The following is a 26226-nucleotide window of genomic DNA, read 5'->3' on the forward strand; positions in this document are numbered from 1 at the left end:
CGTTCCGTGCCCGGTGCCTTTCCGCCCGCGTACCGCGTGCGGACGCGGTACGGACAAAAACGGTCCGGCGAACCGCCGCCGCATGCCTTCCCCCTGCGCGCCCTGTCTCACCGGAAGCGGTTCCTCACACCTTCGAGTGACCCGCATCCGAACGGGCACACAGGCAGGAATGCTGGACATGGGTGCCGATGAGCGGGAGGAGCGTGCCGTCGTGCTGGACGCCGACGTGGCGATCGTCGGGGCGGGAGCCGCCGGACTGTCCCTGGCCCACCGCCTGTCACGGACCGTGCCGGGGACCCTTGCGCCGTCGGTCGTCCTGGTGGACGCCCCGCCCGGCCCGCTGCGTCCCCCGCGCCGCACCTGGTGCTTCTGGGAAGCGGGCGAGGGCCGTTTCGACGCCGCCGTCACGGCGGCCTGGCGGCATCTGCGGGTGCGTCCCCCCTCCGGCCGGGCGGCCGAGGGGGACATCGCGCCGCTGCGCTACAAGATGATCCGCTCCGACGACTTCGAGCACCTGGTCGGCCACGACCTGGCCTCCAGCCCGGCGGTCCGCCGGCTGGAGGCGGCCGTTGAGACCGTGGAGGACGTGCCCGGGGGAGCCCTGGTCCGGCTGCGGGACGCCGGCGCCCGCACTCTGCGGGTCCGCTGGGTGTTCGACTCGCGCCCCCCGGGCAGCCTGCCGGCCGCCCGCACCACCCTGCTGCAGCACTTCCACGGCTGGTACGTCCGCACCGCCCACCCGGTCTTCGACCCCCGGACCGCCGACCTGATGGACTTCCGCACCCCCCAGCCCGCCGACGGGCTGTCCTTCGGCTACGTCCTGCCCGTCGGCCCCCGCGAGGCGCTGGTGGAGTACACCGAGTTCTCCCGGCGCCCCCTCACCGCCGACGGCTACGAGTCGGCGGTACGGCGGTACACCGAGGACGTCCTCCGGCTGGGGGGCCTGCGGATCCTGTCCACCGAGACGGGCGTCATCCCGATGACCGACGCCCCGATCCCCCGCCGGGTCGGTGCCTCCGTCTTCCGCATCGGTGCCGCGGGCGGCGCCACCCGTCCCTCGACCGGCTACACCTTCGCCGGGATCCAACGGCAGACCAGGGCGGTCGCCACCGCCCTCCGCCAGGGCCGCGTCCCCGTACCGCCCCCTGCCCACTCGGCCCGCTCCCGGGCCATGGACGCCGTCCTGCTGCGCGCCCTGGACAGCGGCCGGGCCGACGGACCCGCGCTGTTCTCCCGCCTCTTCACCCGGGTGCCCATGCGGCGCCTGCTGCGCTTCCTGGACGGCCGCACCCGGCTCCACGAGGACCTCGCCGTCGGCCTGCGCGCCCCCATCGGCCCCATGCTCCGCTCGGCGCTGGAACTGCCCGCCCTGCCCCGCCGCCCCTTCGACGGCCCCTGACCCGGCCCCTCTGTACCAGGAGACCGCATGACCCTGCTGCGCGACGAGAAGCTCGCCGCCGCCTTCGACCACGCCGCCCGCGGCTACGACACCCTGGTGGCCGCCAACCCCGGCTACCACGCCCACCTCCGCCGCTCGGCACGCCGGCTGGGACTGCCGCGGCGGGGCGAGGGACTGCGCGTCCTGGACCTCGGCTGCGGCACCGGCGCGTCGACCGCCGCGCTCTCCACGGTGCTGCCGGGCGCGCGGATCGTGGCCGTGGACGCCTCCGCCGGCATGCTCGGACGGGCCGCCGCCAAGAACTGGCCGGACGGGGTGAGTTTCGTCCGGGCGCCGGCGGAAGGGCTGGCGGAGGCCGGGGTGGAAGGACCGTTCGACGCGGTGTTCGCGGCCTACCTCTTCCGCAACGTCTCCGATCCCGACGCCGTGCTCGCCACCGTGCGCGGTCTGCTGGCCCCCGGCGGGAGACTGGGCGTGCACGAGTACACGCTCGGCGGACGCCGCGCGGACCGCGTGGTGTGGAACCTGGTGTGCCGCGGCATCGTCCAGCCGGCGGCCGGCGTGCTCGGGGACGCCGAGCTCTACCGCCATCTGCGGCGCAGCGTCGTGGAGTTCGACACCGCCGGCCGTTTCGCCGGCCGGCTGCGCGCGGCCGGCTTCGAGGCGGTGCGCACGCTGCCCCTGCCGGGATGGCAGACGGGCATCACCCACACCTTCGTCGGCCGACGGCCCCGCACGGAGAGCGAGGACGAGGGATGACCCCCTTCCGCCGCCCTGACGCCACCCGGCACGGCCGGGACCGCCGCGCCCGGGTGCTCACGCCCCCGCCCGGGACACGCCGGATCGAGGGCGCCCGCCCGACGACCGCCGTCGTCGGCGGCGGCATCGCCGGCCTGGCCGCGGCGACCGCGCTGGCCGAACGCGGCGTGGCCGTGACGCTCTACGAGCGCGAACCCTTCCTGGGCGGACGGGTCGGCGGCTGGCCCACCCGCCTGGCGGACGGCACCCCGGCGACCATGAGCCGGGGCTTCCACGCCTTCTTCCGCCAGTACTACAACCTGCGCGGCCTGCTGCGCCGTACCGACCCCGGCCTGGAGCGGCTCACCGGCCTGCCGGACTACCCGCTGCGGCATGCCGACGGACTGCGGGACGGCTTCCGCCACGTCCCGCGCACCCCGCCGTGGAGCGCGCTCGGCTTCGTCGCCCTCAGCCCGTCCTTCCGCGCGCGCGACCTGCGCCGCATGAGACCGCTCGCGGCCCTCGACCTGCTCGACGTGCGCGTGCCCGAGGTGTACGAGCGCCTGGACGGCGTCAGCGCCCACGACTTCCTCGACGCCGTGCGCTTCCCGCACAGCGCCCGCCACCTGGCCTTCGAGGTGTTCTCCCGCAGCTTCTTCGCCGACCCCCGGGGGCTGTCGGCCGCCGAGATGGTCCTGATGTTCCACATCTACTTCCTCGGCTCCGCCGAAGGGCTGCTGTTCGACGTGCCCGACGCGCCCTTCCCCGCCGCCCTGTGGGACCCCCTGGCCGGCTACCTGCGCCGGCACGGCGCCCGGATCCGCACCGCCACGGCCGTCGAGCACATCGCCCCCACCGGCGACGGCGGTTACGAGGTCGCCACCACCGGGGAGGAGAGCCGTCACGACACCGTCGTCCTCGCCCTCGACACCGCGGGACTGCGCGCCCTGGTCGCCCGCTCCGGGCGGCTGGGCGACGGCCCGTGGCGGGAACGCATCGCCGGCCTGCGCACCGCCCCGCCGTTCCTGGTCAGCCGGCTGTGGCTGGACCGGCCCGTCGCACCCGGCCGGCCCGCGTTCCTGGGCACGAGCGGATACGCCGGCCTCGACAACATCAGCGTGCTGGAGCGCTACGAGGACGAAGCGGCCCGCTGGGCCGCCCGCACCGGGGGCTCCGTGGTCGAACTCCACGCGTACGCCCTGGACCCGGACGCCTCCCGGGACGTCGAGCGGAAGCGGCTGACCGCACAACTGCACCGCGTCTACCCGGAGACCCGGGCGGCCACGGTCGTCGACGCCCGGCACGAGTGGCGGGCCGACTGCCCCCTGTTCCCCGTGGGCGGCCACACGGGCCGGCCGACGGTACGCACCCCGGAGCCCGGTGTGACGATGGCCGGCGACCTGGTCCGCACCGACCTGCCCGTCGCGCTGATGGAACGCGCGGCGACGACCGGGTTCCTCGCCGCCAACGCGCTGCTGGAACGCTGGGGGGTGCGCGGACAGACCCTGTGGACGGTGCCCGACCGGGGACGCGGCGCCCTGCTGCGGTCCCTGGCCGCACTGGGCCGGCGGCCCGCGGACCGGCGGGGAACCGGCGGCCGGGACCGGACTACTCGGCTCCCGTCCCCGCCGAGGTGAGGTGTCCGAGGACGTCGGTCTGCCGCAGCAGGCGTTCCAGGAAGGGAGGCCGGTGGTCCAGGTGCAGGACGGCGCGGGCGGCACTGCTGTGCCGGCCGACCATGAGCAGCGCGGCCAGGCCCAGCCGGTCGACGCCCGTCAGGTCGCGGAAGTCCAGCCGCACGGCACGCGGCGGGGCCGGCCCGGTCAGGTGCGCCACCACGACGGCGGTCAGCTCCGCCCCGCAGGCGTCGTCGAGTTCGCCCCCGACGCGCACGGTCAGCGTCGCGGTCCGCGGGTCCGCCGAGGGGCGGACACCGGTGGGGCGCGGCGCGCTCATACGGGGGTGCCGCGGACCACCGGCCCGGCGGACCGGTCGCGGAGCCCGGCCGCGCCCTCGCGGACGATGCGCAGGCCGCGGGGGAAGTCGTGCAACTGCTCCGCGAGGATGTCCAGCCCGGTGACCAGGGAGTGCACCGGAACACTTCGTGCCGCGAGCACCTCGGAGGTCCACCCCAGGAATTCGGTGAACACCTCCGCGTCGTCCATGTACAGGGCGGTGGCCAGGAAGTCGAGGATGTGGACCAGGTCCTCCGCGGTCCGCTCCCGCTGCGCGTCGTCGTACCCGCGCATGGCCGGGAACCGGCTCTCCAGGTCCGCCAGCACCTGTTTGACCAGGCGGCTGCGGGATCGGACCACCATCGTGTACTCCTGGTCCGCCAGGTGCGGCAGGTCGTCGACCGCCTGCCGGACCGCCGTGGGGCGCGGCAGACCGGCCTCCAGCGCGGCGGCCGCGCCGCGGGCGTCCGGGGCCCACCCGTCGGCCCCCAGGGCCCGGGCGAACCGGCCGTCCTCGCCGAAGGCCCTGCCCCCGGCGAGCACGGGCACTCCGACGGCCTGGCAGGCGGTGATGGCCGCGTGCGCGGCCGGCAGGTGGGTGGGGATCGATCCGGAGAGCAGGACGGCGTCGGATCCGGTGTGGTGCTGGTGGGCGACGAGGTGGGGCGTGGGCGTCTGGGCGCCCAGGTAGTCCACCTGCCAGCCCCGCAGCCGCAGGACCTCGGCGACGAGCCGGGCAGGGAAGGCGTGCCACTCGCCGTCGACGCAGGTGACCGTCACCCGCCCGCGGTGCGGGGGGACGGGCCTGCCCGCCGCCGGACGGTGGACGAGGGTGGCGATCACACGCTCGTTGACGGCCGTGGCGGCGTGCTCCTGGGCGACGGTGATGCGGTCGGCGGCCCATTCGGTACCGATCTTCCTCTGCACCGCCGCGACGACGTCGAGCAGCAGGGTCTCCTCCTCCCACCCCGCGTCGAGCCCGGCACGCACCACGTCGACGGCGTCGTACTCGGTGCCCTCGAGCACCGCCCGCCAGAGTTCGTCGCGCAGAACGGCGGTCGACGGGCGGTCCGTGCTCACGTGTCTCTCCCAGGAGTCTCGCCGGTGCCCGTGGGCGGCGCCGTGCGCGGTGCGCTGATGGCGAGGACGGCCATGTCGTCGTGGCCGCCGCCGCCCAGCCACTGGGCGGCCAGCATCTGCACCCGCTCCACGACCGCTTCCCCCGGCAGGCCGGCGCATTCCACCAGCGCCTGCCGCAGACGGCGTTCCCCGAACAGTTCGTCCCCCAGCGGCCCGCCGCGGGCCTCGGTGATGCCGTCGGTGTAGAGCAGACACGTCTCCCCGGGCGCGAGCACCTCCTCGGCCGTCCGCACCGTGACGGAGGGGAGCGCGCCGACGAGGGTGCCGTGGGTGGCCGCCTCCTCGACCCGGCCGTCGGCGCGGACGATGAGCGGGGGCATGTGCCCGGCGCTGGTCAGCCTCAGCCGCACCCGGCGGCCCTCGCGCTTGACGGAGGCCAGCACCATGGTGGCGAAGCGGGTGTGGTGCGAGGTGAGCAGGGCCCCGTTGAGCAGGGTGAGGACCTGCTGGTGGTCGGAGGCCAGGGGCAGCAGCGCGTGCAGCGTGTTGCGGATCTTCCCGGTCAGGACCGCCGCGTCCAGTCCCTTGCCGGCCACGTCGCCCAGCACGACGAACGTCTCCCGCGAGGCGTCCGCCCCGGGGTGGACGTCGTAGAAGTCACCGCCGATCCGTTCGTGGTCGCTGGCGGCGCGGTAGCGTCCCGCGTAGTCCACCCCGTGCAGGTTCTCCAGGACCGGCGGCAGCAGTTCCCGCATGAGCGTGGTGGTGATCGCGCTCTGCTCGCCGTACAGGCGCGCGGCCGACAGCGCGGTGCCCGCGCGTGCGGCGAAGAGCCGGGCGAACGCCTCCTCGTCCGGGGTGAAGGCCCGCTCCGTGCCGACGCGGAGCAGGATCAGCGCGCCGGCGGACACCCCGTGCCCGGGGAGCGGTGTGACGATGACGGAGCCGACGGGCCCGCCGAAGCCCTCCGGGACGACCCAGTCGGGGAGGGCGCCGGGGTCGATCCAGCGCGCGGGCACCGGCGGGAAACCCTGAAGGGCCTCGTCCAGGCCCGGGACGTCACGGGCGTCGAACTGACGCGAGGTGTGCTCCGCGGGCCCGCCGCGCAGGGCGTGGGTGACGCTGTGGCGGCGGCCGACGGGCGGCAGGACGATCAGCGCGGCGTCGGCGAGGTGCTCGGCCGCCAGCTGCGCCGCGACCTCCGCGCAGCGCGGCACGTTCAACGACGCCAGCAGGGTGCTGGAGACCATGGCGCGGATCTCCGCCTGCTCCCGGGCGCTGCGCAGGGACGTCTCCGCGCGGCGGTGGCCGGTGCGGTCCACCAGCCACCACATGACGCCCTCGTCCGCGAGCGGGCCGGGACGCGCCTCGAAGAACCGGTCGCCGATCTCCCCGGTGGCGGGCGTGGCCGCCGGCGTGATGTCCGTCTCGTCGGTGAGGCGGCGGTGCGCGTCCGCCAGCCAGGACGGCACCACGTCCCGTGGACCGTCTCCGTCGTGATGGTCCGCCAGGAGCAGCCGGGCGGGCGGGTTCAGGTCGACGACCGTGCCCCTCGCGTCGAGGACCACGACCGGGTAGGGGGCGTCCTTCCACGTCGGACCGGTACGGACCTCCGTGTCATGCGGGCGGGCGGGTGAACCGGGGGAAGGAATCACAAGCGCAGGCACGCGTCGTGCGCACCCCACCACCTCTCTGCCGGGAAACCGGATTCGTTGCCACGGTCTCCCATCCGTATCCCCGAAATCAACCCGGCCGGGTGACGACGTGCCCGCCGGGCGGCCGCGTACCCCGAGGCGGATCTCTCACCCCTGTTCTTCGCCCGCCCCCGTTCCCGGCACGCTTCCGGGCGGACCGGCCGGTCCCAGGGCCTGTCGCCCGCCGCGCACGGGGCGGGTCAGTGCCCCGTCCCCTCCGGCAGCCGGAAGCAGGCCGTGACGGTCTTGCCGTGGGGGCAGGGGCGGGCCTCCCAGGTGTCGGCCAGGGCGTCGACCAGCAGCATGCCGCGTCCGCCGACACGTTCGGCGCTCGGCCCGCGGGGCGTCGGCAGGGTGGCGGACCTGTCGTGCACCGAGATGTGCAGACAACGGCCGTCCCACGACATGACCAGCTGCGCGCTGCTGCGGGCGTGGACGTGCGCGTTGGTGACCAGTTCCGAAACGGTCAGCAGCACGTCGTCCGCCGTCTCGGGGGCGGCCGTGTCCCAGCCCAGCGCGACGAGGTGCTCGCGTGCCCACTCGCGGGCCGCCTTCACCTCGTGGTCCATCGGCAGTGAGCGCGCCCAGCCCACCGTCCGGACCGACGACTCGTCCATCAGATCCTTCCAGGTCGTCGCCACGCGGCCCGGACGGGGAGGTGCCGGACCGCGCGGAAGCGGAAAAAGGAGGAACGGCTCAGCGGTGGCCGCCGCGGAGCCGGCCCAGCAGACGCTGTGCCTGGGCCCGGCGCCGGGGGTCGGCCGCCGCCCGCCGCACCTGCTCGGCCGTGCGCCGCCCCTGAGGGCTCCTGGCGAACTGTTTGATGCGCTCCACCATGCTCGGCATGGCTGCTCCCTTCCGTGGTCCGGGTCGTCCTTGCCGTTCTCCGCCTACCCCCTGCGGGCGGAGTCAGCCCTCGGGCGGCCGGACGGGCTCACGTCTCCTCCAGCGGCTCGTACGCCTCGGCTCCGAGACCGAACGTCCACGCCACCCCCTCCCGGGCCGTCCGGGTCGCCGGCGGCACACGGTGCTCCGGAGCCCATGTACGGACAGTAGGGGCCGGCACTGACAACGGACCGTCACCGGACCCGCCGCCGGGCGTTGTCAGTCCCTGTTGGTAGAACTGCTGCACGCACCGCCGAAGGGCCCGCACCCCGTGCCCCGTGACGGCCTCGCCCACGCACCGCCTTCCTTCCCGCGTCGCACGACAGGAGCAGCCCGTATGACCATCGGTGGCCACCTCGAGGAGCTGTACGGCCTTCCCGCCTTCACCTTTCCCGGGCCCGGCGAGACACCGAGTGAGCTGCCCGGACCCGAGGCCGTGGCCTGGCGGATCACCGTCGACTCCTACGACGCCGAGGAGCAGTGGACCGAGGCCTTCGCCCGTTTCCGCTCCGCGGTCGACACCACCCGGGTCCGCGCCCTGATCGTCGGCGCCTGGGAGGACGCGTACGAGAGGAGTTCCGCCGACATCGTCGAGGCGCTGGTGGCGGCGCGTGACCGGATGCCCGGCCTGCGGGCGCTGTTCCTCGGGGACATGCACTTCGAGGAGTGCGAGATCTCCTGGATCACCCAGACCGACGTGACACCCCTGCCGGCGGCCTTCCCGGACCTGGAGGAGTTCGGTGTGCGCGGAGGCAAGGACCTGGCGTTCACCGCCCTGCGCCACGACAAGCTGCGGAAACTGGTCGTGGAGAGCGGCGGTCTCCCGGTGGACGTCGTCCGCGGTGCCGCGGCCAGTGAACTGCCCGCGCTGGAACACCTCGACCTGTGGCTCGGCACCTCCTGGTACGGCGCCGACACCGAGGTCGCCGACCTGGAGCCGATCCTCTCCGGCGCCCGGCTGCCCCGGCTGCGGCACCTGGCCTTGCGCAACAGCGACATCCAGGACGAGATCGCCGCCGCCATGGCGTCCGCGCCGGTCGTCGCCCGGCTGGAGGTGCTCGACCTGTCCATGGGCACCCTCGGCGACGACGGTGCCACCGCCCTCCTCGGCGGCCAGCCGCTCACCCACCTCAAGAAGCTGGACCTGCACCACAACTACCTGAGCGAGCCCGTCCGGCAACGCGTACAGCACACGCTGGAAGCGGCGGGCGTCGAGGTGGACCTGGACCCGGACGACGCGGGCGAGGACGAGGACGAGGGCGACCGCTTCGTCTCCGTGGGGGAGTGAGCACCCGCATGGGCTACTACCCCTCCCACCTGAAGCACTTCCACGGCCTGCCCGTGCACCGCGTCGACGGCCCCGAGGGCGAGCCGGGCCCCGGCCCGGGGCTGCCCCCGCCCGCCTCCGTCGCCTGGCGGCTCGCCGCCGACTGGGACGTCCCGTTCGAGGAGCGGTGGGGCTCCTTCATGGACCGGGTCGACACCGACGAGGTCGTGGCCCTGGTCATCGGCCCCTGGTGGCAGGAGTGGGACGAGCACGGCATCGGCCCCGTCCTGGACCTGATCACCGCCGACGCGCACCGGCTGCCCCGGCTGCGGGCGGTCTTCCTCGGCGACGTGGAGTCCGAGGAATCGGAGATCTCCTGGATCAAACAGGGCGACATCGGCCGGGTGCTGCACGCCTGGCCCGGCCTGCGCGAACTGGGCCTGCGCGGCGCCGAGAACCTGGTGATCGAGCCGCTGCGCCACGCCGAACTGCGCACACTGCGCGTCGAGTCCGGCGGGCTGCCGCCCGAGCCGGTACGCGGCCTCGCCGCCTGTGACCTCCCCGCCCTCCAGCACCTGGAGCTGTGGCTGGGCACCGCCTGGTACGGCGGTGACTGCACCGCCGACGACGTACGGGCGCTCCTGGACATGCTGGGCCGCGGCCGGGCGCTGCGCCACCTGGGCCTGTGCGACAGCGACATCCAGGACGAGATCGCCGCCGCCGTGGCCGCCGCGCCCGTGGTCGCGGGGCTGGACTCCCTCGACCTGAGCATGGGCACGCTCAGCGACGACGGGGGAGCCGCGCTGCTCTCGGGGCAGCCGCTGACCCATCTGCGGGCGCTCGACCTCGGGCACCACTTCATGAGCGAGGAGATGACCCTCCGGGTCCGCGAAGCACTGGGGCCGCACATCCCGGTCCTCGGCCTCACCCCCGCCCGCCGCAGGGCACGCCGCCCGGAGGACCGGTATGTCGCGGTCGGGGAGTGACCCGGGGCGGGGCGGCGCACCCGTGCGCCTCGCCGTCGTGGGCAACCCCGAGAACCGCAGGACGGCCCTCTTCACCGACGCCGCCCGCGCCGCCGGACTGCCCGCACCACGCGTCGTGCCCTGGGAGCGGGTGCTGCGCGAGGGCGGGGCCGACTTCGCGGCCGACGAGACCGTCCGGCTCGATTCGCCCGGCGAGAATCCCGAGGTCGACCGGTTGCTGAGAGGAGTCGACGACCCCACCCGCGTGGAGGGCTCGGCACGCTGGTACGAGCGGTTCACCGGGGCCGTCCGAGGACTGCGGGGCGGGGCCCGCCTCGACGATGTGGACGAACTGGCCGTCCTGTTCGACAAACGGCGCTGCCACACCGTCCTCGACGCGGCGGGCGTCCCCGTGCCCGGGTCACCCACCTCCGGCCCGGACGCCGTACGGGTGACCGGCTGGGACGACGTACGCACCGTCATGCGCGAGCACCGCATGCCGAGGCTCTTCGTCAAGCTCGCGCACGGCTCCTCGGCCTCCGGGGTGCTCGCCGTCGAGGCGTCGGGCAGCGGACGCGTCAGGGCCACCACCTCCGTCGAACTCACCGAGGACGGAAGGCTGTTCAACTCCCTGAGGGTGCGCCGCTACGAGCGGGAGCAGGACATCGCCGCCGTCGTGGACGCCCTCGCCCCCGACGGCCTCCACCTGGAGCGCTGGCTGCCCAAGGCCTCCCAGCGGGGCCGCGCCGCCGATCTGCGGGTCGTGGTGGTGGCCGGCCGCGCCACCCACGCCGTCGTGCGCACCAGCACCTCACCCCTGACCAACCTCCATCTCGGCGGCACCCGCGGCGACCTCGACGCGGTGCGCGACGCCGTCGCGGCGGCCGGCGGCCGGTGGGCGGACGTCCTCGCCGTGTGCGAGCGCGCGGCGGCCTGCTTCCCGCGCACCCTGTGCGTCGGCGTCGACCTGCTCCCGGCCGTCGGCTGGCGCCGGTTCGCCGTCGGCGAGGTCAACGCCTTCGGCGACCTGCTGCCCCGCCTCACCGGACTGCCGGGCAGCGGGGCGGAGGGCCTCGACACCTACGCGGCCCAGGTCGCGGCGGTCCTGCGCCGCACCACCGGCCCGTCCCACCCGCACCACCAGTACAGAACGGGAACCACCCATGTCAGCGCCTGAACCGACGCCCGTGCCCGGCCCCCACGGGGCCGCCGCACCGGACCACCCGGACATGAACGAGATCGTCGGCAGCCACGACATCCTCCTCGTCACCCTCGACACCCTCCGCCACGACGTCGCCGCCGAACTCGCCGCCCAGGGACGCATCCCGAACCTGGCCCGCCACCTGCCCGGCGGCCGCTGGGAGCGGCGGCACGCCCCCGGCAGCTTCACCTACGCCTCCCACCAGGCGATCTTCGCCGGATTCCTGCCGACACCCGCCGCACCCGGCCCGCATCCACGCCTGTTCGCCGCCCGGTTCGCCGGCAGCGAGACCACGGCCGCGCGCACCTTCGTGTACGACACCCCGGACCTGGTGTCCGGCCTCGCGAAGGAGGGCTACCGCACGGTGTGCGTCGGCGGGACCGGCTTCTTCAACAAGCGGGGCCCGCTCGGCTCGGTGCTGCCCGGCCTGTTCCAGGAGTCCCACTGGGAGCCGGAGTTCGGCGTCACCTCGCCCACGTCGTTCGAGGCCCAGGTGACCCGCGCGGAACACGTCGTCCGCGAACTCCCCCAAGAAAAGCGCCTGTTCCTCTTCGTCAACGTCGCCGCACTGCACCAGCCCAACTGGTTCCACCGGCCCGGCGCGACCCGCGAGGACGGCGACACCCGCGCCACCCACGCCGCCGCCCTGGAGTACGTGGACCGCCACATCGGCCGGCTGTTCGCCGCCGCGAGCAGCCGGCGCCGCTGCTTCGCCGTCGTCTGCTCCGACCACGGCACCGCCTACGGCGACGACGGCTACACCGGCCACCGCATCGGCCACGAGTCCGTGTGGACCGTGCCCTACGCCCACTTCTTCCTGGACCCCACCCCCGCCGAGGCCGCCCGATGACCACCGCCACGCCCGCCCGGACGACCGGCACCGACACGCCCGCGAGCCCGTACCAGAGCTACGTCTACGCCTACCCGCACAAGACCGCCTACCGGCGGCTCGCCGACCGCCCCCGCCTCGACACCCTGTGGGCCGGCGAACCCAAGGATGCCCTCTCCCTCTACCTGCACATCCCGTTCTGCGAAATCCGCTGCGGCTTCTGCAACCTGTTCACCCGCATCGGCGCCCCCGACGGCCTGACCGGCGCCTACCTGGACGCCCTGGAACGACAGGCGACGACGGTGCGCGAGGCCCTGGGAGAGCGCGCATTTGTACGGTTCGCCACCGCGGCCTTCGGCGGCGGCACCCCCACCTTCCTCACCGCCGCCGAACTCGAGCGGCTGTGCGACATCGCGGAACACCGCATGGGCGCCGACCTGCGCGCGGTCCCGCTGTCCGTGGAGGCCTCGCCCGCCACGGCCACCGCCGACCGGCTCGAGGTACTGGCCGCGCGCGGCACCACCCGCCTCAGCCTGGGCGTGCAGAGCTTCGACGACACCGAGGCCCGCGCCGCCGTACGCCCCCAGCGCCGCGCCGACGTCGAAGCCGCCCTCGGCCGTGTCCGCGACGCCCGGATCCCCGTCCTCAACATCGACCTCATCTACGGCATCGACGGCCAGACGGAGCACACCTGGCTGCGCTCCCTGGACGCCGCCCTCGCCTGGCACCCCGAGGAGCTCTACCTCTACCCCCTCTACATACGCCCCCTCACCGGCCTCGGCCGCCGCGCCGGCGACCCCGACCCGGCCTGGGACGGACAACGGCTGCGCCTGTACCGCCTGGGCCGCGACCACCTCCTCGCCCACGGCTACGAGCAGCGGTCCATGCGCATGTTCCGCCGCGCGGACGCCCCGCCGCAGGGCGCGGACGACTACGCCTGCCAGACCGACGGCATGATCGGACTCGGCTGCGGCGCCCGCTCCTACACCGCGGGCCTGCACTACTCCTTCGACTACGCCGTCGGCATGCACGAGATCCGCGGCATCGTCGACGACTACGTCTCCCGCCCGGCCGCCGACTTCGCCCACGCCGAGTACGGCCGCCGCATCGACACCGACGAGGCGCGCCGCAGACATCTGCTGCAGTCCCTGCTCCAGGCGGACGGTCTCGACCTCGACGGCTACCGCGCCCGGTTCGACGGCCGCACCCCGGCGGACGACTTCCCGGAGGAACTCTCCCGCTTCGCCGGCCGCGGCTGGCTGACGCAGGACACCGCGCTGCTGCGCCTGACCCCCGAGGGCCTGGCCCACTCCGACGCCATCGGCCCGGAGCTGTTCTCCCCGGCCGTACGGGCCGCCATGGCCGCCTACGAGCGGAAGTGAGACCCGCCCGATGGACCTGACCCTCCTCTACCGCGGCCCGCTGGCCTCCTGCGACTACGACTGCCCCTACTGCCCGTTCGCCAAGCGGCGCGACAGCCGCGAGCAACTCCGTACCGACCGCGCCTGCCTGGAGAGGTTCGCCGACTGGGCCGAGGCGCAGACCACCGACCGGCTCTCCCTGCTCTTCACCCCCTGGGGCGAGGGCCTGGTCCGCTCCTGGTACCGCGACACCCTGACCCGGCTCTCCCACCACCCCCACATCCGCCGCGTCGCCATCCAGACCAACCTCAGCTGCCGCACCGACTGGCTCGCCGGCGCCGACCTGGACACCCTCGCCCTGTGGTGCACGTACCACCCGGGCCAGACCCCCTACGACCGCTTCCTGGCCAAGTGCCGCGAACTGGACCGGCTCGGCGTCCGGTTCAGCGTCGGCGTCGTCGGACTGCCCGACCACCTGGAGGCGGCCCGGCGGCTGCGCGCCGAGCTGCCCGAGAAGGTGTACCTGTGGGTCAACGCCGCCGAGGGACACACCTACGACGACACCGAGGCCGGCGTGTGGACCGCGCTGGACCCCCTCTTCCCCTACAGCCGCCGCCCCCACGCCAGCGCGGGCCTGCCCTGCCGCACGGGGGAGTCCGTGATCTCGGTCGACGGCGAGGGCACGGTCCGCCGCTGCCACTTCGTCCGCGCCGAACTCGGCAACCTCTACGACGGCAGCTACCGCGAGGCGCTGCGCCCCCGCCCCTGCCCCCTCGCCGCCTGCGACTGCCACATCGGCTACGTCCACCTCGAAACGCTGCCGCTGTACGACGTGTTCGCCGGAGGTGTGCTGGAACGGATACCGGCCCCGGCCGGATAGCCGCCCACCCCAGGTGACGTGTTTGCCGCGGAAACCAGCGGCAAGTCGGTGTCCATGAGTGAACAGAACAAGAACGCGCAGCAGAAGACCACGTCCGCCCGGTCCGCCGCGACCAAGACGCGGGAGGCCGCGGACAAGGCCAAGGAGACCGCGGGCAAGGCGACCGCCCCCGCCGCCGGCAAGGCGGGTGACGCGGCGTCAGCGGCCGCGTCGGGCGCCGGGCGCGCGGCCCGGGCGGCGAGCGGCGCCGCGCAGACCGCGGCCAAGGGGGTCGAGGCGGGCCGCCGCGCGGTCGTCGCCACCTCGGGCCAGGTCGCCGCCGGCGCCAAGACCGCCTGGACGGTGATAGCCAACCGCAGGCTCGTCGCCGCCGGTGCCGCGGCCGGCCTGACCGCGCTGACCGCCGCCTCCTACGCGGTGGGCCGGCGCGCCGAACGCCACACCCACGGCCCCCTCACCCGGCTGACCGGCGGCCGGATCTGACACCGGGGCGGCGGGACGGGACGGCGCGGAGCCGGACCCCGCTCGCGCGGTGCGGCCCCGAAGAGGAAAGATGTCTCCGCAAGCGAAGAATCGACCCATGCGGAGGAGTGGGCACATGCAGCACGAGCGAGCCGGCGGCCCGGCCGGCCCCGAGGATCTCGTCGACGTCGCTCGGCTGGTCACGGCGTACTACGCACTGCGCCCCGACCCCGACGATCCGGGGCAGCGCGTCACCTTCGGGACGTCGGGGCACCGCGGCTCGTCCCTGACGGCCGCGTTCAACGAGGACCACATCGCCGCGACCAGCCAGGCCATCTGCGAGTACCGCGCCGGCCAGGGCACCGACGGGCCGCTCTTCCTCGGCGCCGACACCCACGCGCTGTCCGAGCCCGCCCGGGTCACCGCCCTGGAGGTGTTCGCGGCCAACGGGGTCACGGTGCTCATCGACAGCGCCGACGGCTACACCCCGACCCCGGCGGTCTCGCACGCGATCCTCACCCACAACCGGGGCCGCGCCACGGGCCTCGCGGACGGTGTCGTGGTCACCCCGTCCCACAACCCGCCCGCCGACGGCGGGTTCAAGTACAACCCGCCCAGCGGCGGCCCCGCGGGCTCGGACGCCACCGGCTGGATCCAGGACCGGGCCAACGACATCATCCGCGGCGGCCTCAAGGACGTCCGCCGCATCCCGTACGCCCGTGCCCTCGCCGCCACCGGGACCGGCCGGTACGACTTCCTCGGCACCTATGTCGCGGACCTGCCCAGCGTGCTGGACCTGGACGCGATCCGCGCGGCCGGCGTACGGATCGGCGCCGACCCGCTGGGCGGGGCGTCCGTCGCGTACTGGGGCCGGATCGCCGAACAGCACCGGCTCGACCTCACCGTGGTCAACCCGCTCACCGACCCGACCTGGCGGTTCATGACGCTGGACTGGGACGGGAAGATCCGGATGGACTGCTCCTCGCCGCACGCGATGGCGTCCCTCATCGGGCAGCGCGACCGCTTCGACATCGCCACCGGCAACGACGCCGACGCCGACCGGCACGGCATCGTCACCCCGGACGCCGGGCTGATGAACCCCAACCACTACCTCGCCACGGCGATCGGCTACCTCTACGCGCACCGCGAGCGGTGGCCGTCCGCCGCCGGCGTCGGCAAGACCCTGGTCTCCTCCGCGATGATCGACCGGGTCGCCGCCGACCTGAAGCGCGAACTCGTCGAGGTGCCCGTCGGCTTCAAGTGGTTCGTGGACGGACTGGCCGGCGGCACCCTCGGCTTCGGCGGTGAGGAGTCGGCCGGGGCCTCCTTCCTGCGCCGGGACGGCTCGGTGTGGACCACCGACAAGGACGGCATCATCCTGGCGCTGCTCGCGTCCGAGATCACGGCCGTCACCGGGAAGACGCCCTCCGCGCACTACGCCGCGCTCACCTCCCGCTTCGGCGAGCCCGCCTACGAGCGGATCGACGCCCCGGCGACCCGTGAGGAGAAGGCCCGTCTGGCGAAGCTGTCCCCCGCCCAGGTCACCGCGGACACCCTGGCCGGGGAGGCGGTCACCGCGGTGCTCACCGAGGCGCCGGGCAACGGCGCGTCCATCGGGGGCATCAAGGTGGCCACGGACAGCGCCTGGTTCGCCGCCCGCCCCTCCGGCACCGAGGACGTGTACAAGATCTACGCCGAGTCGTTCCAGGGGCCCGGGCACCTCCGTCGGGTGCAGGAGGAGGCCAAGGCCGTGGTCCTCGCGGCACTGAGCGACTGAGCCGCACCCGGACGGGCACGCCCCGGTCACCCGCCGCGGTGGCCGGGGCGCGTCAGCCGGTTCGGACGCCGGGGGCGGACGGGGCCGGGGAGGCGGGTTCCGGCGACCGGGACGTCGCCGTGGGCAGCTCCTGAGGCAGTTCCTCCGACTGCTGCAGAACGGTGTCGCCGGGCGCCTCGGCCGGGGTGCCCGCACCGGTGGACAGCTGCGACCACGCGCCCAGCGCCAGGGCGATCGCGGCGGCGGTGCCCGCCACGCGGCCGGCGCGGCGCAGCCTGGCGCGCCGGTCCATCTCCCGCCAGGACGGTCCGTCCCACGGATCGTCGGGCTGCCACAGATCACCGACCGCCTCGACGCCGGCGTCCTCCCGCGGCACGCCGCCGCCGGTGTGCGGCCGTGTCCGCTGCAGCGCGGAGGGCTCCCTGGGGGCGGTGGCCCGGATGGCGCGCTCGTTGTCGGTGAGGAACCGCTGCCAGACGTCCTCGGGCAGCGCCGGCGTACCGTCCCGCTCCTCCGGCGTCCCGCCGTCGTCCGGCCTCTGCGCGGTCACGTCCGTTCATTCCTTTCGGGGATCCCGCCAGGATCATTGCACAGCGCAAAAACGAAGGAACAGCGGCCCGCGGAACCGAACACATGGCTGAGACGGTGCGGCCCGGGTGCGGACTCGATCGGATAAAGGTCCGCCCGGGAGGAACACGGAGCGGCCGACCTTTGCATAGTCTAAAGATGGGGGAGGGGCGTCTGCGGAGGAACCGGGCGGCTCTCGAGTGCCCTCGACACCGCTGGAGCAGGACATGACCGACGAGAAACCGCCATCGGACCGGCGGGCGCCGTCCGCGCTGGCCTGGATGCCGTTCGTGGTGATGGCGGTGATCGCGGTCGTCGACGTGGTGGCCGGTCCGGGAGTCGGACTGCTTCCCCTGGTGTCGCTGGGTCCCGCCTTCGCGGGCCTGGTCGGGGGCTGGCGCCGCACGGCGGTGATCGGCGTCCTGGCGCTGCTGCTCTGTGCCGGGCTGGGCCTGTACAACGAGCTGTTCCCGGCGCGCCGCGGCTACACCGCCATGGCGTCGGTCGCCGGGGTCACCGGCGTCGGTGTCACCGCCGCGGTGATGCGCTCGCGCCGGGAGGCGGAACTGGCCGGCGTGCGGTCGATCGCCGAGGTCGCCCAGCGGGTGCTGCTGCGGCCGGTGCCGCTGACCGTCGGCCCCGTGCAGGCGGCCGTGTCCTACACGTCCGCCGTCGCCGAGGCGCGGATCGGCGGTGACCTCTACGAGGTGGTGGCCTCGCCGCACGGCGTCCGGGTCATCCTCGGCGACGTGCAGGGCAAGGGCCTGGCCGCCGTGGAGACGGCCGCCGTGGTCCTCGGCGCCTTCCGGGAGGCCGCCTACGACGAGCCGGACCTCGTCAAGCTGGGCGAGCGGGTGGAGCGCAGCGTGGCCCGGGAGCTGGAGGACGAGCGGTTCGTCACCGCGATCCTCGCGGAGATCGGCGCCGGCCAGGAGGTCGTCCTCCTCAACTACGGCCATCCGGCCCCGATGCTGCTGCGCCGTGACGGCGGCACCGACTTCCCGGAGCCGCCGTCGTTCGCGCTGCCGCTGGGCCTGTCCGCGCACGGTGCCGCGAGACCGGAGCCCTACCGGGTGGCGTTCTCCCCGGGTGAGCAACTGCTGCTCTACACCGACGGCGTCACCGAGGCCCGCGACCGGGACGGGCGCTTCTACCCGCTGGGCGAGCGCGCGCACCTGCTGAAGGAACCCGACGCGCACCGCGCCCTGGAGGCCCTGCGCGAGGATCTGGTCCAGCACGCGGGAGGACCGCCCGGAGACGACGCCGCGATGCTCCTCCTGCGCTACCACCGTCACCAGGACGAGGAGCCCGCCCCCACCGGGTGAACGGCCGGTGGGCACCGCGAGGTACAAAGGACCCATGCATCGGGACGAACCCTCCGGCGGGGCCAGGGACGACGTCGAGGCGGTCACCCGGGCGGTGCTGACCGCCTCACGGCTGCTGGTGGCGGTGTCCGCGCGCTCCCTCGCCGCGGTCGAGGACCGGGTGACGCTGCCGCAGTTCCGGATGCTGATGGTGCTCTCCACCCGCGGCGCCACCAAGCTGGTCACGCTCGCCGACCTGCTCCACGTCGCCCCGTCCACCGCGATGCGCATGGTCGACCGGCTGATCGCGGCCGGCCTGGCCGACCGGCAGACCAACCCCGCCAACCGCCGGGAGACCCTGCTGCGGCTCACCGAGGAGGGCCGGCACACGGTCGAGGACGTCACCGCGCGGCGCCGCGCCGAGATCGCCGCGATCGTCGAGCGGCTGGCCCCGCCGCAGCGGGCGGCGCTGGTCGGCGCCCTCACCGCGTTCAACGAGGCCGGCGGCGAGCCCCCCGCCGGCGAACCGCAGCCGTACCCGCTCGGGTGGGCGGTGGACGGCGGGCCGTGACCGGCACCACCCAAATACGCATGCTAGGTTCGCATTTGAAGGGCGGCCGGGACGGCCGGCGCGTCCACGCACCCGGAACGGTGACATCCCATGACGTCGGACAGCAGCGACACCCCCGGCGAGGACCTCCCGCTCCCGCGGGTCCTGTGCGACACGGCCGCCCTGGCCGCCCTCGACGACGCGTCCGCCGGCGCCCTGTGGCGGCTCGCCGAGCCGGGCCGCCAACTCGACGCCAACGTCGTCCGCATCCCGCCCGGGCGCGGGGTCGACACCCACCGCGAGCCCGACCTCGACGTCCTCCTGCTGGTCCTCGCCGGCCACGGCACCCTCACCGCCCCCGACGGCCCCCGCGCCCTTTCCGCCGGTGCGCTGACCTGGCTCCCGCACGGGTCCACCCGAAGCCTCACCGCCGGCCCCGAGGGACTGACCTACCTCACCGTCCACCGCCGCCGGCCCGGCATGCGGATCCAGCGCGGGAATCCGGCAGTTCAACAACAGTGATCATCGAAGCAACAAACTGATAACAGCAGACAACTCCTGAACGTCTCATGCGGTCTAGACCGCTATGAAGATCTCTTTTCTGATCCACAACGCCTATGGGATCGGAGGCACGATCACCACCACGTTCAACCTGGCGGCCGCACTGGCCGAACGGCACGACGTGGAGATCGTCTCGGTGTTGCGGCACCGGGAGCACCCCAATCTCACCCCGCACCCCGGGGTACGGCTGCGGGCGCTGGTGGATCTGCGGAAGGAGAAGGACCACCCGCTGCACGGCAGACCCGCCAAGGTGTTCCCCGCCGCCGAGTACCGCCACCACCAGTACAGCGAACTGACGGACCAGCGGATCGCCGAGTGCCTGGCGGACATCGACGCCGACGTCGTCGTCGGCACCCGGCCGGGACTCAACGTGCACCTCGCCCTCCAGGCCCCGGAGCGCGTCGTACGCGTCGGCCAGGAGCACCTCACCCTCGACAACCATCCGCCCGCGCTGCGCACCGCGCTGCGCCGCGCCTACCGCCGGCTCGACGTGCTCACCACCGTCACGGAGGCCGACGCCGGCTCCTACCGGCGCAAGATGCGGCTGCCCGGCGTGCGGGTGGAGGCCCTCCCCAACAGCGTCCCCGACCCCACGCTCCCCATCGCCGACGGCACCGCCAAGGTCGTGGTGGCGGCCGGCCGGCTGGTCCCCGTCAAGCGGTTCGACCTGATCATCGAGGCGTTCGCCCGGGTGGCCGCCGAACACCCCGACTGGCAGCTGCGCATCTACGGCAAGGGCGAGGAACAGGACCGGCTGCGCGCCCTGATCGAGAGCCTCGGCCTGTGGAACAACGTCTTCCTGATGGGCGCGGCGATCCCCATGGAGGCCGAGTGGGTCAAGGGCTCGATCGGCGTGGCGGCCTCGAACTTCGAGCCGTTCGGCATGACCCTCGTCGAGGCGATGCGCTGCGGACTGCCCTTCGTCAGCACCGACTGCCCCTACGGGCCCGGCGAGATCATCAAGGACGGCGAGGACGGCCGGCTGGTGCCGGTCGGGGACAGCGCGGCCTTCGCCGCCGCCCTCCTCGACCTGGTACGCGACGACGAGCGCCGCCGCCGCATGGGCGAGGCGGCCGTGGCCAACGCGCACCGGTTCGCCCCCGGCCCGGTCGTCGCCCACGCCGAGCGCCTCTTCCAGGATGCGATCGAGGCCCGCGGCGGCGGACGGCGCGGTACGGCGGAGTACGGCGGAAGACAGCACACCCTCGTCAGCCGGGGCCACGCCGCCCGCGACCTCGCCCGCGCCGCCGCGTCGAACGCGCTGCGCACCGTACGGAAGGGACGCCGATGAACACGGCCCCGCGCACCCACTGTTCCGTCGACGCCGACGGCCGGATCACCTTCCGCCTGCGGCCACCGGCGGCCACGCGCCCCCGGCTGCTGCTGGTGCTGCGCCCCAGGAAGGGCCGGCCCGAGGAGACGACCCGCGCCCTCGACCTCGAACCCCACGGCACCGACGGCGAGTTCCGGGCCGTGCTGGAGGCGCTGCCCCGGCTCGCGGAGGGCCGCTGGGACACATATCTGCTGCCCGGTCCGGACGCCGCACGGGAGCGGCTGCGCCCCGGCCCGCGGGACCTGCGGGCGCTCGTCGACGGCGGTTCGCGCCGGTGGCCCTCACCGGTGGCCGTCCGGGTGCCGTACACCACCAAGGACGGCTTCCTCGCGATACGGACCTGGCTGCGCACCGCCCACGCGGAGGCGGGCCCCGTGGAGATCACCGACGGGACGATGACGGTCCGCGCCCGTCTGCACGGAGCCGAACTCTCCGAAGGGGCCCGGGCGGTGCTGCGGTTGCGGGGCACCAAGGACACCTTGCACGGCGTCCCCGTACGGCCGGCCGAGGACGGCGGCTTCGCCTTCACGATCGCCTGCGAGGACCTCGTGGCCTCCGACAGCCGGATCTGGGACGTCTTCCTCCGCCCCGCCGCCGACGCGCCGCTCACCAGGGTCGGCCGCCTCCTCGACGACGTGGCGGACCGCAAGACGGTGTTCGTCTACCCGCGGGTCACGGCGGGCGGGTCCGCGGTGCGCCCCTACTACACCGTCGACAACGACCTCGCCGTCGAGGTGACCGCCCTCGGCTGAACGGCCGCACCCCCTCACCGTCCGAGGTCCCGCCCCGGAAGTGCCCGCGGGCCGCACAGCCGACGGACCGCTGTCCTCGTCCCCGACGCGGAGGGCGGCTCGGCGGACTCCCGCGCCTGTGACGATCGTTATGATGCCCGTATCGTTCAAACGAACATCCTGGTACGGGGAGGGGCCTCATGCGGGAGCCGGTCGAACTCAGGAGGCAGCGGATCCTGGCCGCCGTCGAGTCGCGGGGTTCGGCGCGGGTGAGCGACCTCGCCGCCGAACTCCAGGTGTCGGTGGTGACGGTGCGGCGGGACGTGGAGGAGCTGGCCCGGGAGGGCCGGCTGCGGCGCGGTCACGGCGTGGTGCGTTCCGCCCTCGCCGCCCAGGACCTGCCGGCGGCCCCGGTGCCGGACGGCGACACGGTGGCCGTCGTCGTCCCGGAGCGCCACAGCTACCTGTACGAGTCGCTGCACGGCGCCCGCTCGGTGCTGGAGACGGCCGGGAAGCGGATCGCGCTGCACATCGCGCCGCAGGTGGCGGGCGCCGAACGGCCGCTGGTGGAGCGGGCCCTCGCGGACGGCGCCACGGGCCTGCTGCTCGCCCCGCGCTGGCGCACCCGGGCCGACGAGGAGGGCGACTACGGCTGGCTCGCCGCGCTGGACGTGCCCGCGGTGCTGATGGAGCGGCGCCCCCGGCCGGGCGGCGCGCTGCACGCGATGGACTCGGTCTGCTCCGACCACGCCTACGGCGTCCACCTCGCCGTGCAGCACCTGGTGGGGCTCGGCCACCGGCGGATCGTGTTCGCCACCCGCGACGACAGCCCCACCGCGCGCACCCTGCGCGCCGCGTGCGCCCGCATCGCCGACGCGCATCCGCTGGTGGAGGAGTGGGCGTGGACGCTGTGCGCCCCGGAGGCCGGCCAGGACGGGCCGTACACGGAACAGGAGACGGCGGACCTGTCCGCGCTGCTGCGCAAGACGGGGGCCACGGCGGCGGTGCTGCACGGGGACGTGGACGCGCTGATGCTCGTCCAGCGGCTCGCGGACAACGGCGTACGGGTGCCGGAGGACTGCTCGGTCGTGGCGTACGACGACGTGGTGGCCGGACTCGGTACCACACCGCTGACGGCCGTCGCCCCGCCCAAGGCCGAGGTCGGACGGGCCGCGGCCGAGCTGCTGCTCCAGCGGCTCGGCACCCCGCGCGGCGGCGGGGGACCGGTGCGGCGGACGGAGCTGCTGCCGACGCTGAGCGTGCGCGGATCCACCCGGGCGTGGAGCGGCGTCACCGGATGAACGCGGTGAACGCGCTGAGTGCGGTGGACGCGTGAACGTGATGAGCGTTTGAACGTTTCATTTTCTTCTGATCGGTCTATTGACCGTTTGCCGTGAAGCGTTGAGGATTCCCGTGTCCCGAACAGCCGTGTCCCCCGACACGCAGGAGCCGCGGGAGGCGCCATGCCCGGACGACCCAGCCGCCGGTCCGTGCTCGCCGCGACGGCCGCCGTACCCCTGACAGGAGCCGTGAGCGCCTGCAGCGGAGACAACGGTGCCTCGTCGGCGCGCACGGGCTCCACCACGCGCATCACCTTCTGGTCCGCCCTGCGCGGCAGCCAGGAAGTGGTCGACGCGTTCAACCGCACCCACCGGACCGTCCGGGTGGAGTTCCAGCAGATCCCCTCCGGCGGGCAGGGCGGCTACGCCAAGCTCAGCAACGCCGCCCGGGCCGGCAACGCGCCCGACGTCGCCACCATCGAGTATCCGCAGGTCCCCGGGTACGCCATCGACGGCGTCGCCCGCGACATCACCGACCTGGTCGGCGAGCGCCTGCGCCGCAAGCTGCTGCCGCAGGCGCTCGGGCTGACCACCTTCGAGGGCCGGGTGTTCAGCGTGCCGCTGGACGTCGAGCCGATGGTGATGCACTACCGCGCCGACCTGTTCGACCGGTACGGACTGAAGGCCGCCCGCACCTGGGACGAGTTCGCCGAGCAGGCCGCGACCGTCCGCCGCGAAGCCCCCGGCCGGCGGCTGGTGCTGTTCCCCACCGACGGCATGACCCAGTTCGCCGCGTACGCCTGGCAGGCCGGCGCCCGGTGGTTCGACACCTCGGGCGGCGCCTGGAACGTCTCCCTCGCCGACGCGCCCTCCCGGAAGGTCGCCGCCTACTGGCAGCAACTCATCGACCGCGACGACGTCTTCGTCAACGCCGTCGAGAGCCGGCAGTCCGACGCCCAGATCGGAGACGGTCTGGTCCTCACCCGGCTCAGCGGCGCCTGGGACGCCGGCGCGCAGATGAACGCGCGGCCCGGCCAGAAGGGGCAGTGGCGGATCGCACCGCTGCCGCAGTGGGACACCGGCAACCCCTCCGTCGGCACGCACGGCGGCTCGACCTTCGCGATCACCAAGGACAGCCGGCACCCCGAGGCCGCCATGGAGTTCATCGAGTGGCAGGTCTCCCACCCCGACGCCCTGCGCGCCCGCCTCTCCAGCGGCACCAGCAGCCAGTACCCGGCCGCACCCGGCCTGGTCTCCGTGGGCCGGGACGCCTTCGACCGGTCGTACTACGACGGGCAGGACATCTACACCCTGTTCGAGCAGGAGGCCGGGAAGATCGGCGGGAACTGGCTCTGGGGACCGCGGATGAGCGCGACGCAGAAGGTCATGCAGGACTCCTTCGCCCGCGTCGGCGGCGGCCAGGGCACCCTCGTCGAGTCCCTGCGCACCGCCCAGGAGGGCACCATGCCCGACCTCAAGGCCCTGGGCCTGTCCACCACCCAGCACAGCACCTGAGCCGACGAAAGGCAGGTGACACCCCATGACCACGACCACCCCCGCCCGGGTGCCGGCCGGCGCTTCCCGCGCCGGCGCCCCGGCCCCCTCCGCGTCGGGCCGGCGTGCCCGCAGAGCGGCCAGGCGCCGTCAACTGACCGCCGCGGGCGTCCTGATGACACCGTTCTTCGCCCTGCTGGTCACCGTCTTCCTGATCCCCGTCGGCACGGCCGTCCACCTCAGCTTCTACAGCGACGACCAGCCCGGCCTCGGCTTCGGCCCCGAGCGCACCGTCTTCGTAGGCCTGCGCTCCTACGCCGCCGTCCTGACCGACCCCACCTTCCTGAGCGGGCTCGGCACCGTCGCCCTGTACTGCCTGATCTACATCCCGCTCATGGTCGCCGGCGCGCTCGCGCTCGCCCTGCTGCTGGACTCCGGAGTGGTGAGGCTGCGCGCCTTCGCCCAGCTCGGCCTGTTCCTGCCGCACGCGGTGCCCGGCATCATCGCGGCCCTGATCTGGCTGTACCTCTACACGCCCGGCATCAGCCCGGTCATCGAACTGTTCGCCCGGGGCGACATCACCCTCGACTTCCTCGGCATCCACACGGTGATCCCGTCCATCGTGAACATCGCCCTGTGGAGCAACCTCGGCTACAACATGGTGGTCTTCTACGCCGCCCTGCAGGCCGTGCCCCGCGAGGTGATCGAGGCCTCCGTGGTGGACGGCGCGGGACCGGTGCGCACCGCGCTCCAGGTCAAGACGCCCCTGGTGCGCGCCTCCGTCGTCATGGTCGCGATCTTCACCCTGATCTGGGCGCTCCAGCTCTTCACCGAGCCCATGCTGCTCAGCCAGTCCTCCCCGATGATCAACTCGCGGTTCTCGCCGAGCATGTACATCTACGACGCGGCCTTCACCCGCAACAACTACAGCCTCGCGGCGGCCGCCTCGGTCGTCCTGCTCGTCTGCACCATCGCCCTGTCCTACGGCGTCACCCGCTTCACCAGCCGCGCCGACGCCCCGGAGGAGGCCCGATGAGCGCCACCGACAGCTCCCCGCTCCGCCCGGGGCTGCTGGGCCGCGCCACCGTCAACGCGGTCGTCGCCGTCTCCGTCCTCTACACGCTGCTGCCGGTGCTGTGGCTGGTACTGGCCGCCACGAAGAACCGCGACGCGCTGTTCGGCAGCGACCTGCTCTCCCTGAGTGACTTCTCCTTCCTGCGGAACCTGAAGGACCTGTTCGCCATGGACGGCGGGCTGTACGGCCGCTGGTACGTCAACAGCCTGCTGTACGCGGTCCTCGGCGCCGCCCTCGGCGCGCTGGTGAGCGTCGCCTGCGGCTACGCCTTCGACAAGTACCGCTTCCGACACAAGGAGAAGCTGTTCGGCCTGGTCCTCGCGGCGGTCATGGTGCCGCAGACGGTGCTCGCGCTGCCGCTGTACCTGATGGCCTCCGAGGCCGGCCTGGTCAACACCTTCTGGGCGGTGTTCGTCCCGGTGCTGTTCAACCCCTTCGGCGTCTACCTCGGCCGCGTCTTCGCGCGGGGATACGTGCCCGACGAGGTGCTGGAGGCGGCGCGGGTGGACGGCGCCGGCGAGCTGACCACCTACGCCCGGGTGGCGTTCAGGATGCTCGGACCCGGCCTGGTCACCGTCTTCCTCTTCCAGCTCACCGCGATCTGGAACAACTTCTTCCTGCCCATGGTGATGCTGTCCGACCAGGACCTGTATCCCGTCAGCCTCGGCCTGTACCAGTGGAACAGCTCCGCGTCCGTCTCGCCGGAGTACTACCCCGTCGTCATCATGGGGTCCCTGCTCGCCGTGCTGCCGCTCATCCTCGCCTTCACCCTGCTCCAGCGCTTCTGGCGCAGCGGCCTGACCGCCGGCGCCGTGAAGTGACCCCGCCCGCACAAGGA

The 26226-nt window shown here is 73.9% G+C and carries 26 protein-coding genes and 1 pseudogene; 20 read left to right on the plus strand and 7 right to left on the minus strand.

The window, feature by feature from the left end; all coding sequences use genetic code 11:
• Window positions 1-178 precede the first annotated feature (178 nt).
• Genes IH50_RS0125325 through IH50_RS0125335 form a run of 3 tightly spaced genes read left to right on the plus strand, consistent with a single transcriptional unit; the run spans window position 179 to window position 3774 of the window.
• On the plus strand, window positions 179-1399 hold the full coding sequence (locus IH50_RS0125325; RefSeq protein WP_199822132.1) for a lycopene cyclase family protein: 1221 nt from the start codon (window positions 179-181) through the stop codon (window positions 1397-1399).
• 27 nt (window positions 1400-1426) lie between these two features.
• Window positions 1427-2158 carry a class I SAM-dependent methyltransferase gene (locus tag IH50_RS0125330; RefSeq protein ID WP_030866661.1) on the plus strand — a complete coding sequence of 244 codons (732 nt, stop codon included), beginning with the start codon at window positions 1427-1429 and terminating at the stop codon, window positions 2156-2158.
• Window positions 2155-3774, plus strand: a complete 1620-nt coding sequence (locus IH50_RS0125335; RefSeq protein WP_078914092.1) for an FAD-dependent oxidoreductase — start codon at window positions 2155-2157, stop codon at window positions 3772-3774. The genes IH50_RS0125330 and IH50_RS0125335 overlap by 4 nt, the downstream gene beginning before the upstream one ends.
• Here IH50_RS0125335 and IH50_RS0125340 read toward each other — a convergent pair.
• From IH50_RS0125340 to IH50_RS43605, 6 genes and pseudogenes are all read right to left on the minus strand, one after another.
• Complete coding sequence (locus IH50_RS0125340) at window positions 3746-4093, minus strand: STAS domain-containing protein (RefSeq protein WP_030866666.1); 348 nt, start codon at window positions 4091-4093, stop codon at window positions 3746-3748. The two genes, IH50_RS0125335 and IH50_RS0125340, sit on opposite strands and share 29 nt — an antisense overlap.
• Window positions 4090-5172: a cobalamin B12-binding domain-containing protein gene (locus IH50_RS0125345; RefSeq protein WP_030866669.1), complete on the minus strand. Its 1083-nt coding sequence runs from the start codon at window positions 5170-5172 to the stop codon at window positions 4090-4092. Before IH50_RS0125345 ends, IH50_RS0125340 begins: the two co-directional genes overlap by 4 nt.
• Window positions 5169-6839: a PP2C family protein-serine/threonine phosphatase gene (locus tag IH50_RS0125350; protein WP_420709113.1), complete on the minus strand. Its 1671-nt coding sequence runs from the start codon at window positions 6837-6839 to the stop codon at window positions 5169-5171. Before IH50_RS0125350 ends, IH50_RS0125345 begins: the two co-directional genes overlap by 4 nt.
• Window positions 6840-7066: 227 nt before the next feature.
• The gene (locus IH50_RS0125355) at window positions 7067-7483 is read right to left on the minus strand and encodes an ATP-binding protein (RefSeq protein ID WP_030866689.1); all 417 of its coding nucleotides are present in this window, start codon (window positions 7481-7483) and stop codon (window positions 7067-7069) included.
• Between the two features lie 79 nt (window positions 7484-7562).
• A complete protein-coding gene (locus tag IH50_RS42120) occupies window positions 7563-7712 on the minus strand; it encodes a hypothetical protein (RefSeq protein WP_179167355.1) in 150 nt (49 codons plus the stop codon).
• Between the two features lie 88 nt (window positions 7713-7800).
• Window positions 7801-7953, minus strand: a pseudogene (locus IH50_RS43605) (DUF6745 domain-containing protein); the annotation flags it as partial.
• Window positions 7954-8088: 135 nt separating this feature from the next.
• Between IH50_RS43605 and IH50_RS0125370 the strand changes: the two are divergent.
• From IH50_RS0125370 to pgm, 8 genes are all read left to right on the plus strand, one after another.
• Window positions 8089-9039 carry an STM4015 family protein gene (locus IH50_RS0125370; protein ID WP_030866693.1) on the plus strand — a complete coding sequence of 317 codons (951 nt, stop codon included), beginning with the start codon at window positions 8089-8091 and terminating at the stop codon, window positions 9037-9039.
• Between the two features lie 8 nt (window positions 9040-9047).
• Complete coding sequence (locus IH50_RS0125375; RefSeq protein ID WP_030866696.1) at window positions 9048-10004, plus strand: STM4015 family protein; 957 nt, start codon at window positions 9048-9050, stop codon at window positions 10002-10004.
• The gene (locus IH50_RS0125380) at window positions 9985-11160 is read left to right on the plus strand and encodes an STM4014 family protein (protein WP_030866699.1); all 1176 of its coding nucleotides are present in this window, start codon (window positions 9985-9987) and stop codon (window positions 11158-11160) included. The genes IH50_RS0125375 and IH50_RS0125380 overlap by 20 nt, the downstream gene beginning before the upstream one ends.
• A 52-nt stretch (window positions 11161-11212) precedes the next feature.
• Window positions 11213-12034 carry an STM4013/SEN3800 family hydrolase gene (locus IH50_RS0125385; RefSeq protein ID WP_030866701.1) on the plus strand — a complete coding sequence of 274 codons (822 nt, stop codon included), beginning with the start codon at window positions 11213-11215 and terminating at the stop codon, window positions 12032-12034.
• A complete protein-coding gene (locus tag IH50_RS0125390; RefSeq protein WP_030866714.1) occupies window positions 12031-13395 on the plus strand; it encodes an STM4012 family radical SAM protein in 1365 nt (454 codons plus the stop codon). Before IH50_RS0125385 ends, IH50_RS0125390 begins: the two co-directional genes overlap by 4 nt.
• Before the next feature lie 10 nt (window positions 13396-13405).
• Entirely contained in the window at window positions 13406-14254 is an 849-nt protein-coding gene (locus IH50_RS0125395) for an STM4011 family radical SAM protein (protein WP_030866719.1), read from the plus strand.
• Window positions 14255-14308: 54 nt separating this feature from the next.
• Window positions 14309-14737: a hypothetical protein gene (locus IH50_RS0125400; protein WP_107062142.1), complete on the plus strand. Its 429-nt coding sequence runs from the start codon at window positions 14309-14311 to the stop codon at window positions 14735-14737.
• Between the two features lie 115 nt (window positions 14738-14852).
• The gene (gene pgm / locus IH50_RS0125405) at window positions 14853-16493 is read left to right on the plus strand and encodes a phosphoglucomutase (alpha-D-glucose-1,6-bisphosphate-dependent) (RefSeq protein WP_030866724.1); all 1641 of its coding nucleotides are present in this window, start codon (window positions 14853-14855) and stop codon (window positions 16491-16493) included.
• Window positions 16494-16545: 52 nt separating this feature from the next.
• On the opposite strand, the gene IH50_RS0125410 is transcribed toward pgm, so the two are convergent.
• A complete protein-coding gene (locus IH50_RS0125410; RefSeq protein ID WP_030866727.1) occupies window positions 16546-17043 on the minus strand; it encodes a hypothetical protein in 498 nt (165 codons plus the stop codon).
• Window positions 17044-17287: 244 nt separating this feature from the next.
• Between IH50_RS0125410 and IH50_RS0125415 the strand changes: the two genes are divergently transcribed.
• From IH50_RS0125415 to IH50_RS0125455, 9 genes are all read left to right on the plus strand, one after another.
• Window positions 17288-18385: a PP2C family protein-serine/threonine phosphatase gene (locus IH50_RS0125415; protein WP_030866730.1), complete on the plus strand. Its 1098-nt coding sequence runs from the start codon at window positions 17288-17290 to the stop codon at window positions 18383-18385.
• 34 nt (window positions 18386-18419) lie between these two features.
• Window positions 18420-18935, plus strand: coding sequence for a MarR family winged helix-turn-helix transcriptional regulator (locus IH50_RS0125420; protein ID WP_030866732.1), 516 nt, complete (start codon window positions 18420-18422; stop codon window positions 18933-18935).
• A 90-nt stretch (window positions 18936-19025) separates the two neighbouring features.
• Window positions 19026-19436 (plus strand): hypothetical protein, encoded by a 411-nt coding sequence (locus IH50_RS0125425; RefSeq protein ID WP_030866735.1) that lies wholly within the window; start codon window positions 19026-19028, stop codon window positions 19434-19436.
• A gap of 64 nt (window positions 19437-19500) precedes the next feature.
• On the plus strand, window positions 19501-20766 hold the full coding sequence (locus IH50_RS0125430) for a glycosyltransferase family 4 protein (protein ID WP_030866737.1): 1266 nt from the start codon (window positions 19501-19503) through the stop codon (window positions 20764-20766).
• Window positions 20763-21560 carry a hypothetical protein gene (locus IH50_RS0125435; RefSeq protein WP_030866740.1) on the plus strand — a complete coding sequence of 266 codons (798 nt, stop codon included), beginning with the start codon at window positions 20763-20765 and terminating at the stop codon, window positions 21558-21560. The genes IH50_RS0125430 and IH50_RS0125435 overlap by 4 nt, the downstream gene beginning before the upstream one ends.
• Before the next feature lie 179 nt (window positions 21561-21739).
• A complete protein-coding gene (locus IH50_RS0125440; protein WP_030866742.1) occupies window positions 21740-22840 on the plus strand; it encodes a substrate-binding domain-containing protein in 1101 nt (366 codons plus the stop codon).
• Between the two features lie 162 nt (window positions 22841-23002).
• A complete protein-coding gene (locus IH50_RS0125445; RefSeq protein WP_030866744.1) occupies window positions 23003-24334 on the plus strand; it encodes an ABC transporter substrate-binding protein in 1332 nt (443 codons plus the stop codon).
• Between the two features lie 25 nt (window positions 24335-24359).
• Complete coding sequence (locus IH50_RS0125450) at window positions 24360-25349, plus strand: carbohydrate ABC transporter permease (protein ID WP_030866747.1); 990 nt, start codon at window positions 24360-24362, stop codon at window positions 25347-25349.
• Window positions 25346-26209, plus strand: a complete 864-nt coding sequence (locus tag IH50_RS0125455; RefSeq protein WP_030866749.1) for a carbohydrate ABC transporter permease — start codon at window positions 25346-25348, stop codon at window positions 26207-26209. Before IH50_RS0125450 ends, IH50_RS0125455 begins: the two co-directional genes overlap by 4 nt.
• Window positions 26210-26226 lie beyond the last annotated feature (17 nt).

It is taken from the genome of Streptomyces sp. NRRL S-37 (assembly GCF_000721605.1).
Classification (GTDB): Bacteria; Actinomycetota; Actinomycetes; order Streptomycetales; family Streptomycetaceae; genus Streptomyces.